General features: G+C 38.8%; 17 protein-coding genes. 16 read left to right on the forward strand and 1 reads right to left on the reverse strand.

Going from position 1 to position 14,872, the window contains the following annotated elements; genetic code table 11:
• Positions 1–138 precede the first annotated feature (138 nt).
• The 11 genes from ABDV70_RS10725 (at position 139) to ABDV70_RS10775 (ending at position 10,581) form a co-directional block, all read left to right on the forward strand.
• Positions 139–1,365 (forward strand): tyrosine-type recombinase/integrase, encoded by a 1,227-nt coding sequence (locus ABDV70_RS10725; RefSeq protein WP_343597667.1) that lies wholly within the window; start codon positions 139–141, stop codon positions 1,363–1,365.
• A gap of 270 nt (positions 1,366–1,635) precedes the next feature.
• Entirely contained in the window at positions 1,636–1,845 is a 210-nt protein-coding gene (locus ABDV70_RS10730; protein ID WP_343597668.1) for a transcriptional regulator, read from the forward strand.
• A gap of 2 nt (positions 1,846–1,847) precedes the next feature.
• A complete protein-coding gene (locus ABDV70_RS10735; protein WP_343597739.1) occupies positions 1,848–2,063 on the forward strand; it encodes a helix-turn-helix domain-containing protein in 216 nt (71 codons plus the stop codon).
• Positions 2,060–2,569, forward strand: coding sequence for a BRO family protein (locus ABDV70_RS10740; RefSeq protein WP_343597670.1), 510 nt, complete (start codon positions 2,060–2,062; stop codon positions 2,567–2,569). The genes ABDV70_RS10735 and ABDV70_RS10740 overlap by 4 nt, the downstream gene beginning before the upstream one ends.
• Positions 2,562–2,930 carry a hypothetical protein gene (locus ABDV70_RS10745; RefSeq protein WP_343597671.1) on the forward strand — a complete coding sequence of 123 codons (369 nt, stop codon included), beginning with the start codon at positions 2,562–2,564 and terminating at the stop codon, positions 2,928–2,930. The genes ABDV70_RS10740 and ABDV70_RS10745 overlap by 8 nt, the downstream gene beginning before the upstream one ends.
• Before the next feature lie 9 nt (positions 2,931–2,939).
• On the forward strand, positions 2,940–3,647 hold the full coding sequence (locus tag ABDV70_RS10750) for a Rha family transcriptional regulator (RefSeq protein WP_343597673.1): 708 nt from the start codon (positions 2,940–2,942) through the stop codon (positions 3,645–3,647).
• 149 nt (positions 3,648–3,796) lie between these two features.
• Positions 3,797–4,141 (forward strand): hypothetical protein, encoded by a 345-nt coding sequence (locus ABDV70_RS10755; protein WP_343597740.1) that lies wholly within the window; start codon positions 3,797–3,799, stop codon positions 4,139–4,141.
• 2 nt (positions 4,142–4,143) lie between these two features.
• The gene (locus ABDV70_RS10760) at positions 4,144–4,494 is read left to right on the forward strand and encodes a hypothetical protein (RefSeq protein WP_343597674.1); all 351 of its coding nucleotides are present in this window, start codon (positions 4,144–4,146) and stop codon (positions 4,492–4,494) included.
• Complete coding sequence (locus tag ABDV70_RS10765) at positions 4,491–6,914, forward strand: DUF927 domain-containing protein (protein WP_343597676.1); 2,424 nt, start codon at positions 4,491–4,493, stop codon at positions 6,912–6,914. Before ABDV70_RS10760 ends, ABDV70_RS10765 begins: the two co-directional genes overlap by 4 nt.
• 449 nt (positions 6,915–7,363) lie before the next feature.
• A complete protein-coding gene (locus ABDV70_RS10770) occupies positions 7,364–8,179 on the forward strand; it encodes a hypothetical protein (protein ID WP_343597678.1) in 816 nt (271 codons plus the stop codon).
• 335 nt (positions 8,180–8,514) lie between these two features.
• A complete protein-coding gene (locus ABDV70_RS10775) occupies positions 8,515–10,581 on the forward strand; it encodes a hypothetical protein (protein WP_343597679.1) in 2,067 nt (688 codons plus the stop codon).
• 31 nt (positions 10,582–10,612) lie between these two features.
• On the opposite strand, the gene ABDV70_RS10780 is transcribed toward ABDV70_RS10775, so the two are convergent.
• Positions 10,613–11,335, reverse strand: coding sequence for a hypothetical protein (locus ABDV70_RS10780; protein WP_343597681.1), 723 nt, complete (start codon positions 11,333–11,335; stop codon positions 10,613–10,615).
• Between the two features lie 276 nt (positions 11,336–11,611).
• Here ABDV70_RS10780 and ABDV70_RS10785 point away from each other — a divergent pair, with 276 nt between their 5' ends.
• The 5 genes from ABDV70_RS10785 (at position 11,612) to ABDV70_RS10805 (ending at position 14,581) form a co-directional block, all read left to right on the forward strand.
• Complete coding sequence (locus tag ABDV70_RS10785) at positions 11,612–12,295, forward strand: helix-turn-helix transcriptional regulator (protein ID WP_343597682.1); 684 nt, start codon at positions 11,612–11,614, stop codon at positions 12,293–12,295.
• Between the two features lie 207 nt (positions 12,296–12,502).
• Positions 12,503–12,748, forward strand: a complete 246-nt coding sequence (locus tag ABDV70_RS10790) for a hypothetical protein (protein WP_343597683.1) — start codon at positions 12,503–12,505, stop codon at positions 12,746–12,748.
• 3 nt (positions 12,749–12,751) lie between these two features.
• Positions 12,752–12,928 (forward strand): hypothetical protein, encoded by a 177-nt coding sequence (locus ABDV70_RS10795; protein ID WP_343597685.1) that lies wholly within the window; start codon positions 12,752–12,754, stop codon positions 12,926–12,928.
• Positions 12,912–13,505 (forward strand): hypothetical protein, encoded by a 594-nt coding sequence (locus ABDV70_RS10800; protein ID WP_343597687.1) that lies wholly within the window; start codon positions 12,912–12,914, stop codon positions 13,503–13,505. The genes ABDV70_RS10795 and ABDV70_RS10800 overlap by 17 nt, the downstream gene beginning before the upstream one ends.
• A 269-nt stretch (positions 13,506–13,774) precedes the next feature.
• Positions 13,775–14,581, forward strand: coding sequence for a hypothetical protein (locus ABDV70_RS10805; RefSeq protein ID WP_343597689.1), 807 nt, complete (start codon positions 13,775–13,777; stop codon positions 14,579–14,581).
• Positions 14,582–14,872 lie beyond the last annotated feature (291 nt).

Genomic DNA, 14,872 nt, shown 5'->3' on the forward strand with positions numbered 1-14,872 from the left:
CCAAAAGGCTTGATTCTAAAGGGATTAAGCCTTTTTTCTTGCCTATATATACCGAAACATAACTTAATATAGTATTGCTCATCGTGTATCCCAACGTGTATCCTTAAATAAAAATTGAAACCGAAGGGATACAAGGAAATGAAGCGTACAGAGATTAAACGCCGTCCATTGTCTGATACCGTCCTTGCCAACCTAGAGGCAGAGCCAACCGAATATAGAGAGCTAGACGGCAATGGCTTATATTTCCGTGTCAAACCTGATGGCAATAAATCATGGCAGTTACGATATAAAAAGCCCAATGGCAAATGGTCATGGTTGGGGATAGGTGGCTATCCTGAAATAGGCGGACAATTGGCACGTAAAAAGGCCCAAGAGCTTATTGCAGATATCGGCAAAGGTGAGAACCCCATTATCACCAAGCAAGAGCGAAAGGCCAAAGAGTTGGAAGATAACAATGCAACCTTTGAGGTGTTGGCTAGAGAGTGGTTAGACACAAAACAAAATAGATGGGTAGCCGATACCATGACCCGAAATAAAGGGGCATTGGAAAAGCATATCTTTCCAGTTCTAGGAAGGCGACTTTATACCTCTATTCGTCCTATTGAGTGGATGAATCACTTAAAAGGGATACAACAAGAACATAAGATTTATGAGCAAGTAAATCGTATTCGTGCTATGTGCCGTGACATTTATGACTTTGCCAAAGTTACTGGACGTATTGAATACAACCCACTTGAGGGACTGCATAAGTTCTTAGAGCAAGGGAAAAAGGAAAACATGGCTCATGTGGATGAAAAAGACTTACCACCACTACTTAGAGCAATTGATAGCTATCCAACCCCTGATATTCGTATCGGCCTAAAACTTTTAACAATGCTATTTTGCCGTCCTACTGAATTAAGAGAAGCGACATGGGCAGAGTTTGATTTAGAAGAAGGGTTTTGGAATATCCCCGAAGAGCGTATGAAAAAACGCCGTGAGCATATTATTCCTTTACCAACCCAAGCAATTCATTTACTCAATGAATTAAGGTCCATTCGTACTGAGTCAGAATATTTGTTTCCTAGTCGATCTAACAGTCAAAAGCCTAAATCAGACACCGTTTTTATTATGGCATTACGGCGTTTAGGTTATGAGGGTAGACAGACTCCACACGGCTTTAGACATATCGCCAGTACCTTACTCAATAACAAAGGTTTTGATGAAAGACATATTGAGGCTGCATTGGCACACGTTAAGGATGGCGTGGCAGGTGTATATAACAAGGCTCAATACTTAAATGACCGTAAATACATGATGCAGTGGTACGCCGACCATTTAGAGAAGTTGGCAGACGATACGGTCATTCAATTTAAGAAGGCATAAAAATATTTTTATTGCATTTTCTATTACTTTCTATTTGGTAAAAGATAGCTTTGAATAAATGTAATATTTTGCCAATATAAAGCCGACTTATCCACATTTTAATAAAATTATAAGTTCAAAGTTAGTTTTTTAAAATCAGTATATTAAAAAGTTATCAATAGGTTTTGTTCGCTAAAAGGCTCAAAATTTCAATTTTTGGAACCTATCGTAAATGCCAATTTTGTTAATGAATATGCTTGTTCGTGCATATTCATTCATATAGAGGCATTCATGCAACCTATCCGGGTTACCTACAATCAAACATGTGAACTTTTAAGCATTTCTCGTGATGCTTTACGTTTACTGGTACAACAAGATCCAACTTTTCCACGTCCAATTAAATATGGTAATAACCGCCAATCACCTGTTTACTTCGACTATGCCGACCTATTGGAATGGCATCAAAAACAAAAAGCCATTTATGCAGTTGTAGGGGCTTAATGATGGATATTACACAATTAAACTCCGTCCTAAGCCACCTCAAGCAAGGTAAGACCATTTCTCAAGCCGAAGCTATAGCCCTATGCGACTGCTATCGCCTTAGTGCCGTTATAGACCGTCTACGCAAGCAGGGATTTAACATCCTGACCCACAACGAAGCCAATTTAAATGGCAAAGGTACTCATGCACGTTATGAGTTGAAGGAGTTTGAAGCATGAACCAGGTAACCCATTTCGATTTTAAATGTCATTCGGTTCGTATTGCTTTTGATGCCAACAATGAGCCGTTATTTTGTTTGACAGACGTATGCCATATTTTATCTGTGAGCCGTACATCACGGTTACTACGTGCATTGGATGAAAAGGGTATGGCAGATTGCCACATCCCTACCAATGGCGGTACTCAGAAACTCAAATTTATAAATGAGCCGAACTTATACCGAATCATATTCCGTTCAAATAAACCCGAAGCCCTGAACTTTCAAGACTGGGTATTTGCTGAGGTACTGCCAACCATCCGCAAGACTGGCAGCTATTCAGCCCGACAGACCGCCTTTGATGAATTGAATCGGTTATGTATGCAGGCAAATACCCAAAAGGAAAAAGGTTCATTTCACGGCACAGGATTAGCCAATCATCGTTATGTCATGCGAGATTTAAACCTAAGAATTGCCACATGTAAAAACAATCTACAACTTACATTTAAGGGGTTATCCAATGAATAAACATGTAAACCCCGAATTTTTTAGAGCCTTTGACCACTATAAAAACATGGTGAAGCAATACGGCAATGACCACCCAGTAACAGAACAAGCGTTATTTCTAACGATGCACTATACGCCTGAACACATCAAAGAAGAGATGCACCAAAAGGCTAAGGAACTCAATTTACTGCCTAAACCAAGTGGTTACACCGATGACGGCGAACCAATGTACTGCCTTGATGATATTGCCAAACACTTTGGCATTTCAGTTGAGGAAGCAGAACAAAGTCTTTTAAGGATGCTAGATAACCGCCAACAGGTCGGACTTTCCAATGACGGAATTTTGATTAACTCCAATACCAATATAAATCGTGTGCAGTGAGGTGATGACATGCAAGTATTAAGTACAACACAAAACCAAGCGTTAACCATGTCTAGCCGTCTGATTGCTGAATTGACAGGAAAAAGACACGACAATGTTATGGCTGTCATTCGAGATTTAATAACAGCCGATATTTTAACCCCTGAAATTCAGGAGTTAGATTATATGCATCGGGGAAATACCTATAAGCATTTCTTGCTTAATAAACGAGATAGTTTTGTTGTTGTTGCTCGTTTATCACCTGAGTTCACGGCGCATTTAGTGGATAGATGGCAAGAGCTGGAGCAGCAATTAGCCCCTACCTTTAATTTACCCCAAGATCTACCAACCGCATTACGTGCATTGGCAGATACCCACGAGCAACTCCAACAGGTACAGCTTGAACGTGAAATCGCAATCAAGACTAAAGCTCATATCAGTGATAAAAAGACCGCTACGGCAATGGCAACAGCCAGTAACGCCGTGCAGGAAAATACACGCTTAAAAGACCAACTGGGGCAGAGCAAAAAGAATGCGACTGTTTTGGCCGTAGAGCGTTTAACAGGTCATACCTACACATGGCAGCCACTCAATAAATGGTGTAAAGCCCACGGTGTGAAGCCATCAAAGGTGCATGATTCCCGTTATGGCAAAGTAAATACTTATCCATCTCAAGCATGGATGGATGTTTATAACGTGGATCTATCGGCATTATTTGGAGGCATGGCATGCAATTGAATACAGCATTATGGATGCCTGTCAGATATTCTCAATTTGAGGATGGACGAACATTTATAGCCAGTGCTGCAACTTCTCCTCAAGTTGAGGAAAGGAGTGCTATAACGCCTCCTCAAGTTGAGGAAACGAGTGCTATAACGCCTCCCTCAATGGGGAAAGCCTATTTCCTATCCTCAAATCAAGTGCAAGAAATCTGTGTTCTTGATTTATTATTACTTGCAAGGCTGAACCATCGCCGTTATAGTAATCTCGCTTTGAGCAAAATCTCAAAGTTAGCTTTGGTCGGCTATATTGTAAAAGGCGCATATAGTCCGCTCAGGGCTTTTTTTATGCGTTATTTCTCTATGCGTTCGCATGTTATGGTGAAGCTGGAGAGGGACACTTTCGAGTGTGCAGGTTTCCTTTTACGCCTGTCGACCAACCCTTTTCAGCTTTGCCACCCTCATTTGGTCGTGAATGGTAAAGCTCCCAACTTAGTAAAAGGAGCGCATTAATCATGCCTAATCAAAACACATCTTTAAAAAAATTAGATACAGCATGTGCCCACCTTGAAAGCTTAAATTCAATGTTGCTTTTAGGGCACTCGACATTAGAACAAACACGCCTTGAAGATGATCAATTTGAAAATATTTTGATGCTATGTGAGTCACTAACTCAATTAGCTATAGATCAGATGGAACAGTACGGCTTACAAATCTCGCCTGAGATTGTATTAACAGAAGCAATTTTAACGGCGTTAGAACACCTTAAATTTACTCAACTTGCCGAAAGTGAAGTGTGTAATTGTTTGAATGGATTAATGGGTATAACACAAGCAATTATTGAAAAATTGGAGGGTGTAGCATGAATATTAAGCATTCTTTAGATACTTTAATCACTACCCAAAAACAACAAAGCCCACTACAGGACGTGGGCAATGTTGCAGATAGTTCAATAATAGAAGAATTAGAGAACAAGACAGGTTTCTTATTAAACAATAGCCATTTAAAAAAAGCAATGTTTACCGTGTTTGGTGGTTGTCCGCCTGAAATACGCCGTTCTGAAATAGAAAATGCTATCCAGTACGGTGAAGCAGCAGACAATGCACTTTATGGCTTGGCTGTATGGGATACATTTAACGAACATCTTGAATATTCAGGCTGTATTTTTACCAATCCGACTGCATTGAATGAAAAGGATGTGTGTTTTGGATATGGCGGTAATTTCTTTAATCGGGATAAATTGAATCAATCCCCTTTACTGGTTACAGAGGATTTAGTTTTTGCATTCAAAACGGCATATCCAGTCTATCAAGCCAAGAAAATCACTGCCTCTATGCTCAAGGCATTATCGGTGCAGTGTGAAAAACTCTATTTCGTAGCAGCTTTGCATGAAAAGGATGACATTCAACGCCGTTTTAGAGAGTTGGATATTCCAATGCTGTTCTTATCTGAGCCACCATCTATTGTCATGGATCAAGTTGAATTGGATGGAATGCTTGAGCAATGCTTGGCGGATGCACAAGCACATCCTAAAGGCCATATCGCCAAACCATTTAAAATGGATGATGGTTCATGGTTGCATATTCTTGATACTGGGCTTTATCAAATTAAAGAAAAACAGGACGAGAACGGTGAAACTAAGCAGATTAAAATTGCCATTTCCAAGTCTTTAATCATTCTGGGTGAGGCTCGCAGCCTTAAAAATGACAATTGGAAGCGTGTTATTCAATTTCATGACAAAGACAACACCCTACACACGTTGATTATTCCCTATGAGCATTTTATGGGTGAGGCACAAGACGCATTGAAGCTAATTGCCAGTCATGGCTTAATGCCACCACGCCAAACCCATAAAAAGAACGTGTTTATCCATTACCTTCAAGACTACCCGATTGAGCAACGCTTTCGATGTGTAGACCGTACTGGATGGTATGGCAACGCCTTTGTGACTACCCATAAAACCTATGGCGACCATGAAGATGAACAACTGCTATTTAACAGTGAAATGAAAGACCCCTATAGCACGATGGGCAGTTTGGCAGGATGGCAAGAACTCAGCCGATTAATTGAACCTCATGCACTGGCGGTATTGTCCTTTGCCTGTGCCTTTTCAGGTCAATTGGTCACACCACTGGACATGGAAAGCGGTGGCTTTCATATTTATGGTACGTCCACCGATGGGAAAAGTACCATTACAAAGGCTGCTTGTAGCGTATGGGGCAAACCTAAAGACGTATCCAAGTCATGGCGCACCACCGACAACGCTTTAGAAAATGATGCTGAACTTAGAAACGATAATTTTCTAAACCTTGATGAATTACGGCAAGCCGTTCCTAAAGCGGTATCGGATATTGTCTATATGCTGACAGGTGCACAAGGTAAAGCACGAGGCAGTAAATCGGGCAAGAACCGAGAAACCAAGCAATTTAACTTGATGTATACCTCTACTGGCGAGATTACCCTAGAGAATCATTTACGCCGTGGTGGCATTGAAATGGATGCAGGCTTGTTACTGCGTTTTGCTCATATCCCCAGTGATGCAGGTAAAGGGTTTGGTGTATTTGAAACGATTAATTACGGCAACAGTTCAAGCGATGTGGGCAACCGTATTAATGAATTATCATCCAAGCACTACGGTTATGCAGGCGTTTTATGGCTTGAATACCTTACCGCCAATAAAGACGAAGTGATGTTACAGGCACAAACCATGCTTGATGACTTTATTTCCCAACACACCACCAAAAACAGCCAAGCAGCACGAGTATTGCGCCGTTTTGCATTGGTGGCCGTTGCAGGCGAATTGGCAACACAAGCAGGCATCACCACATGGCAACAGGGACGTGCATTTGAGGCGGTAGGCCAATGTTTTAATACTTGGCTTGCCACACTAGGTAATGGTGAAAACCTTGAAGAAACGGCGATATTGGAGCATTTCAAAGGCTTCTTTGAAGCACATGGTACAAGTCGTTTTGAACGCTTAACTGTAGTTCAGCAGCCTGACGGTGAAGTGGTACGGCCACGGATCCATAACCGTGTTGGTTACTATGATGCTGATGAAGGCATTTACCTTGTATCTAGCACCATGTTTAAGCAAGAGATGTGCATTGGGATAAATGAAGCCAATGCTAAGAAAATCCTATTTCAACATGGTTGGATTAAAGGGGCGGTTGAAGGTGATAAAAAACTGTATGCCAAGAAAGTTAGTAATACCCTACCTGATGGAACACGCCCACGCATGATGCACTTTAGCATTGAAGCAATGCAGAACACGGACAACGAAACTTAAAACATTAGTTTATGTGGTGGACAAGGTGGACATGGATTGAATACTTAATAGTAAGTTGCTGTTATTTATTAATTATTTTATGTCCACCTACTGTATATATTGATATTTAAATAGGTGGACATATAGTGGACAAGGTGGTCGTGGTTTTAGCCTTATTTATCATGTCCACCTTATTTATTTTGTATGTCCACTTTTTTTGTGTCTTGTTTCATCGTGTAGTGGACACAATTAGATATTAAAAATCATATAGATATATTGGTATGTCCACTTTGTCCACCATGTCCACCTCAAATCACACACATAATAGGGTAAACATTCCTACAGTCGGATAAAGGTTTAAATGAGTGTTAGCGGTATCTCAATGGGAGTGAATTTTTTTTAGAACAGATACCTACATGTTAAATGATACCGATTAGACTTTACCAAATCGATATTCAAGGAGAGTCGTAATGACTTTGAACCCTGCAAATGATGCTGTTGAAAGTTGCCATGAAATACTCTTAGAGATTCAAGCCTATAACAATGACAATGATATATATTCGACTTGGGATAAGGTTATTAATAGACTTTTAGTTAATAATAGTGTTGATTTAAAAAAAGCATATTCAGAATTGCATGAGAAGTTGAATAATCATCCTAATGCTTTGAAAGCACTACTTGAAGGGTTGATACATTTAGCAGCATCTTTTAGCCCAGAACAAATTGGACAAGAAAGAGAGAAAAAAAAGAATATTGAAAACTTAAATAAAAAAATTGAAAAGACAGCTAGACTGCTCTCATCATTGCTTCAGCGAAAAAATGCATTGAAAGAGCAAGGAGGGTTTTCGTGTAGCGGAGATTCTAGCGTATTGAAATTAATAATGAATGCCTCAAATATCAATGGTCATTTTAATACTTTTGTTAGAGATAAACTTCAACAGCTAGAAGGACAATATGACTCAAAGTATTGGCCAAGGCTCAGTGAGTGTCTTGATGTATTAGCAAATGATATAGTTAATTCACATGTTGAATCCAGTGACTCCATTGTTGAAGCCCAGATAAGCAAAACTAAGGCGGGAACATTAACGCACTTTGTGGAAGCATTCTATGAAGTAATAAATGATAATAGATCTGTAAATTACGGACATATACCAAATGATTTTAATTTAACAGATAGTAGTCTTGCTACTTTAGTTAATTGCTCTCTAGGCCTTGATCTTTCTGAACTCAAGGGTAGTGAGTTTATCAAGACTATTCGATCTAGAGTAAAGACTAACACACATTGAATTGACCTTTTTACTCTTAAAAATAGCTATGATTTTGTGATTAACCATTTCCCTCCAAGGGAAGTGTTACAGTAGATTTATAGGAATTTTCACATTCAGCATTTTTTAGATATATAATCCTTAGCTGAAAGTCACATCCTCCATCTTGGGTAGGTAAGTTATTTTACTGAGCCATTTGGTCTGAAGGGATGTGACTTTTTTACTTTTGGAACGCTTAACCGTTTCATCTAGCCTAAGCCTGTACTTTGTACTACAAATTAAGGGTTGATGGGTTTTTTATGGCTATCGGTAAAAGTGGTTTGAACTATGATCATAGGGGTTTTCTAATAGGAGATATGCCACCAAAAGCTATAGGGACTATAGATAGCAACGTCCTAGAGATATTGAGGCTATTACAGCAAGAAACAGCAGCACAAACACGCCGTTTTGAAGTAAGTCGGCTACAACGTGCAATGAATGAAGCAAGACATGCCAAAAACTTTGAAGATCTGATGAATCAGGCAGTGCAAAACTTACATTCAGGTAGCCAATCCCAAACGAATGCACTTAAAAAGCGAAATCAAACATTAAAAGAGCATGATATTGGTTTAGAAACAAAACCTAGTATAAATAGTGAACCAGTTCAGAAACAAAACCAAGACCAGAAAAAGGACTATCGAGGACGGGCTATTGCTGGGCAGTCACAACAGATAGACGAAAAACCTACACCTAATAAAAAGAGTAAAGGACGTTTTGTTGCAGGAGAAGTGACGACAGTAGCTAAATTTAGTGATGTTGTAGGGAGGTTTGGCAATACTGTATCAGGATTTGGGGCAGATACACGCGGTATTGATCCGACAGTAGATGCATTGCATGAATTGAGCACAGCGTTAAGTCCTGTTAAGCGTGTTGCGAGTCTGGCCTTTAGACCCCTAACAGGTCTAGCCAAAATGCGTAAGCGTTCTGAACCATTACCGCGGGAACAGTCAGAGCATAACAAGAAAGAAATTAAACTACTGAATCAAATTGCAGACCATGCAGGACAAAATGGGGGGAGTGGCATTGGTAAATTGCTTGGTCGCACCCCACTTGGTCGCCTGCTGGGTGGATTAGGTCGTGGTAGGGGCAAAGGCAAAGGTGGTCGTGTTGGCGGAAAGCTTGGTCGGTTTAAAAAGTTAGGTAAATTTCTTAAATTTGGTCGTGGTGTCCCCTTACTTGGTGCTGCATTGGCTGCATTGTCATTTTCGGACTGGAAAGGGCAATCAACGGCGGAAAAAGGCGGAACAGTAGGTTCATTGGTAGGTGGTGGCGTTGGTGCATTTGTTGGCAGTATTGTTGGCCCTGTTGGTACAGTTGTCGGCGGTATGGTCGGCTCATGGATTGGTGACAAGCTTGGTTCAACGGTTGCGCCGTATTTTAAATCGTGGGTAGAGTCATTAGAAAAATCAGATATTGCCAAAAATATCCTGGATAAATGGGACTCCTTTGTTTCGATTGTGACAAAGTGGTTTGGGGAGGCATGGGAAAGAGTTAAGAATAAAGCTTCAGATGCTTGGGACAAAACAAAGAAAAAAGGGAAGCAAGTAATTGATACTGTAGAAAATGGTGTCAAAAGTGCAGTCAATTACATTTCAGGGGGAGCTAGTCCGCTTTTAGATTTAATTGCTAAAGGAGAGGTGGGGACGACTGGAATGGAAGGTTACGACAAGATGTTTAGAGGCTCAAGAATCACTGCCGAAAGCATGTACGGTAAACCACTTTCTCAATTAACGATTGGTGAGGTCAAAAAATTACAAGAAGCAAGTTTGAAAGAACAGAAAAGCCGAGGTATTTCCGCTAAAAAGCGTTCTTCAGCAGCAGGGCGGTACCAATTTATACGTACAGGTTTTGATGATTATATACGGGCAGCAGGATTAACAGATAACGATGTTTTTTCTGCGGAAAATCAAAATAAAATGGCAGATGCCATGATGAGAAAAGGGAAATATGGTTTAGATGCAGTAAAAGCAGGCAAAGCAACAGTAAAACAATTTCAGAATAATGTGCTGTCTCCTCGTTGGGCATCTCTTAAAAATTCAAGTGGTCGGGGGAATTATGACAATGATGGCATTAACCATGCTGGAATATCCTCCAGTGCTATACAAAATGCAATTAGTGAAGAGATTACGAAAAAGCCTGCTACTAAAGCAAGACAAGCTAAAATTGCCGTTAAACCTGCAAGGGATGCAATGTCCACGACAAATGCACAGGCTATAAATATTCCTAAGGCAGAATCACCAAAGATAGAAACGGCGATAGCACGAGTATCTTCTAAAGGCCCTGAGGGTGTCGTTGTGGTCAATTCTGCTACAAAAGATATTATGCAGGATGTAAGTAATCCATATTTTGCTATGGTGTTTTCTGGTGGCATTGGGCAGGCTTAAATTTAAATAAAATGCCCGTTAAAGGGCTTTTTCACATATTGTCCAACATAGGGAACATTTTGATGAAGGTTAGTGGAACAATCGCAATTCCGTTTTGGCTAGTTGCATCGAGAGGAACGCTAGCAGCCTGTAAAGCAACAATATGCGACTGTTCAAAAACCTTCGTTTTATAGCTATGACGGTCATAACAAAATATAGTAATCCGCATTAAATAATCTTTAGGTAAGGCCAGTGTTCCATCTCCATTATTAAACATAATATTTTTGATGGATTTGGCACTATTTAAAATGGTTGCATTTCTTGTTTCAATGAAATTGACTTGTATTTCACCTGAAGAATTTCCTGTAATCTGATTTAAGTTGAATGCACCCGCTTTAATACTGTCTATTTCAGCATCAAGGATGGACAAATCAACACTTTGGGCCAACCACGGTAATTTAAAGGATTCATCAAAAAGTGGAATATGTCGCTCCATTATGCTTTCTCTGGGATCTTTTAAGAGATTGTTTAAGTAAGAAGGATCAAATAGTTCTATTTTTTCTTTATTAAGTCGTGAACTAGATTCAAGTGGTTCGAGCTGCACACCAAAATGGGCAATACTCATTGTTCCCATTGGGTATAGTGATTTTAGTAAAAGATTCTTTGCATCTCCTGCTTTAAATCCACCCCATACGCCGTTACCTGATGAATCGGAAGAAAATTTTAGATCTGGTAACTGGTAGGCATAGTCTTTATTATCATCAAAGATAGACATTCATAAACCATTTAAATTATGACAATAGTTGTGATTTTTGCATTAATATTTTTTTCAAAAATTTAAAATTCCAAATAAAAAAACCTCCCTGGGTTATTTCCCCAAAGAGGTGACGATAATATGGCTATCGGCCAACAGAACTAGCATCTCACAGTATAGGTGCAATAAAACATATGGTTCCATATGCCATTAAATGGTACGTGATGTAAAGCTAGCAAGCTCTATAGGTGATGATGAAACGACAAATAGTTTGGTGATTATCTATAAAGGGTATATATGGCATTTCAATCTAATAAAGATAAATGGGTACAAATTGGAAAAAATCTTTGTACAGCAAGAAATCTAGCTAATATGACCCAGTCAGAGGTAATGGTTAAAGTTTTTAATGTACGTAATCCAAGTCAGAAAAATCGTATCAGCGAAATTGAAAGCGGTAGGGTTATTCTTAGTTCTGAAATATTACAAGAGCTTTGTTTGTTGTACGGTATATCCGCTGACTGGATACTTGGTTTTACTGCTGAACCAGAGATTGACCTAACGGCAAGTCGAGTGGGGCTGTTGTATAACGGTATGGCACATGCATTATCGCCGTTGGTAGAGAAGATCATCGGAAATATTAGCGATGCATTCTCTGAAGCGGGTGCACAGTATCTTGCAAGCTTACCTAATTCAGGGGTTTTGGCACTTATTCATGATGCGAAAGCAATTATCACTGAAATACAACAGGGAAATGTAAGTGATGAATCCCTAATTACATTAATGAATACAGTTCGTGAATGCGATGTTTTTTTAGCAAAAAGTACAGTGAAGTTCTATAGCCATTTAGATGATCTGTGTGAGCGTGATGAGTCAAATGTCAATGAGATGATCATTAAATCACAAGAGGTTTCTATTGCTAAACGTGATAGCTATCGTGAACGAATGCACTTAGAAGTATTTAGCATTCCTAAAAAGGATTAAAACTTTACGAGTGTCACTAAAAATGGAAATTTAACGGTGTTTTTAGTGGTGAGAAGAATAGAGTTACGATGATCGTAGGGCCTTTTAAATCCAAAATAATCTAAGAAAATATCATTGAGTTCTATTCTTGGTACGTGCGTCATTTTCTTTAAATTAGGCAGATTATGATTAGTTTGTTTTCGGCAATATTGGAGAAACAAACTAATCATGAAGATTAATTATGCTGTATTAGGCGTTCAGTATACACCTGATGAAGTGATTCCCTCGATTAGTGCTTTGGGTAAATCCGTAAAAATTGTAGTGCAGCGAAGGGTAATAATTTCTCCAAATGAGATTAATCGTGTTTCTTCAATCGTGAAAGCAATGAAGCGGGATAATAGAGAGCTCGATGATGTTATCGTTATTTCAGGGCCAGCCCTAGTACAGATTAGCCAGACGATGTTAAAAGGGTGATTTATGCCACGCTGGACGGAAGAATCAAGACAGTTACAAAGGGAAAGGATTTTAAAGAATCGCCCCTTTGATAAAAGTACAGGTGCACGTACAGCTGAAGGTAAAGCAACTGTTAGCAAAAATGCACTTAAACCTTTTGAAAAAAGATTACAGGATTCAAAAAATGTTTCAAACGATTGAAAATTTAACAACTGATAAAGATGTAATTGCCCATGCGAATGCAATTAACTTTAGTTACCACTTGGCCCTCAAAATGGCAGAACTTGCTAGAAATGGTTCAAACAATCTTATTTCTAGTAAGATTATTGAAGTATCTACAACTAAAAATGTAAGTATTTCGGAAGCTTTTAGCCTGATTATGGGTGAGTTAGAGGATGAACTTAGAGAAATGCGTGTTCGCCGTGAGCTAGCACTGGAATCTTATGACCTTCACCTTGCCGAACACAAGGACGAATTAGAAACTATTAAATTTGGGACAGTAGAAAGTCATTCATTGATGAGAAAGCTTACTTTGGATATTGAATCCTTTCATAAGAATACCGTTCACAAAATAGAAGCATTAAAGAAAAAGGATTTTACTGATGAGCAGATTAAGACTGTTTTAGATATTGATCAGGCAAACTTTAATGAAGAACAGGTCAAAGATGATCTGAATAAAAATTCTGAAAAATATATAGAATTAGAACGCCGTAAGAAGAAAATTTATACTGAAGCTCAAGACATTAAATTACGTGTTTTATATGATTTGGATGTTTGAAAAGAACTAAAAGTTGGAGAGTACCGCTAAATTTTTCGCTAAAGGTATCGCTAAAAGTGAAAATTTAGCGATACTTTTTAGCGGTGAAAGTATATAAAAATCATATATTAATGATGATTCAAAAGGAAATTTTTTACCAAAAAAAATACGAATAGTAGTGTGATTTTTAGCGGTAGTTAAATTTTCCATATTTTCAGTGTGATTTTGTTCTTATGTAGCGAGAGAAATAGCTACCTTTTAGTATCTGAATTTTAAGCAAGGAAAATCGCATGGGTAATACAGCAATTGCCACAGCTAGGGCAGCCAATGCCCCAACAGTGACATTACCTACAGATGGATTAAGTATTATTTATGAAAATATTTCACCACATTTAGTCGCACTCATTAGGCCTTGTGATGATGAGGGGAATGATATTCCTAATGAGTCAACTGTATATGGTATTTTTGTTGATGGTGATCAGAATTTTGAGAGTAGTTGGCAAACGCCGTTTGAAAACTCTAATCCTGAACATAAGCTGCCAACACTGATGGCAAGCATCCAATCTGGACAGATGGTCGATTCACTTGGAACAGTATCAAAAGCCATTAAGGATTTTAGCGATACAGCAGCGGATCTTGTAGATCCATTGTTATCTACATTGAAAGATCAGGCGAGTTCATTAAAAGGTAAAACAAACCTAACGAAAGTAAACACCCGGCAGATATTTTTAAGTACCCAATCTTTGAGATTAAATTTAACTTTGTATTTTGCTGCCTATGCAGATGCTAAGATTGAGGTGGAAAACCAAATATCCCTATTACAGCAATGGGCCTTACCTCAAACACTTTCTAAAGACTCCCTTAGCCAAAATGTCATAAATCATGGTTTAGAGGGATTATTCCCTAGTGTTATTCCGCCTTATGTTTCCTTAACTTTGCATGGTAAGACTTATACACCGTTAATAGTTGAAAGTGTTCAAGCTCCCTTAAATTGTCCAGTTGATAGTAATGGAAATCGCATATCGGCTCAGATCCAGATTAACCTGATTACATTAACAGCGTGGGATAGGGGCGATGTGATCCAGCTTTATAAGTAAGAGAAAATTTGTTCATTGTAGGTTTTATTAAACAGTTGGAAGCAATACCATAACGGCACAAATACCCGATTAAATGAAGTCAAATATTCCTAGCAGCAAGTAATTTGTATCCCTATTTGTATCCCTTTAAAATTGGTATGTAGTAAATTTAATATAATTCAATAGCTTGTATGTTGAGTTCAATTGTCGCCATCCCAAATACCTTCCAAAACATGGCGAAATATGCCAAGTTTTAAAGACAAAAGGCTTGATTCTAAAGGGATTAAGCCTTTTTTCTTGCCTATATATACC

The organism is Acinetobacter sp., assembly GCF_039596015.1.
In the GTDB taxonomy this organism is placed as follows: Bacteria; Pseudomonadota; Gammaproteobacteria; order Pseudomonadales; family Moraxellaceae; genus Acinetobacter.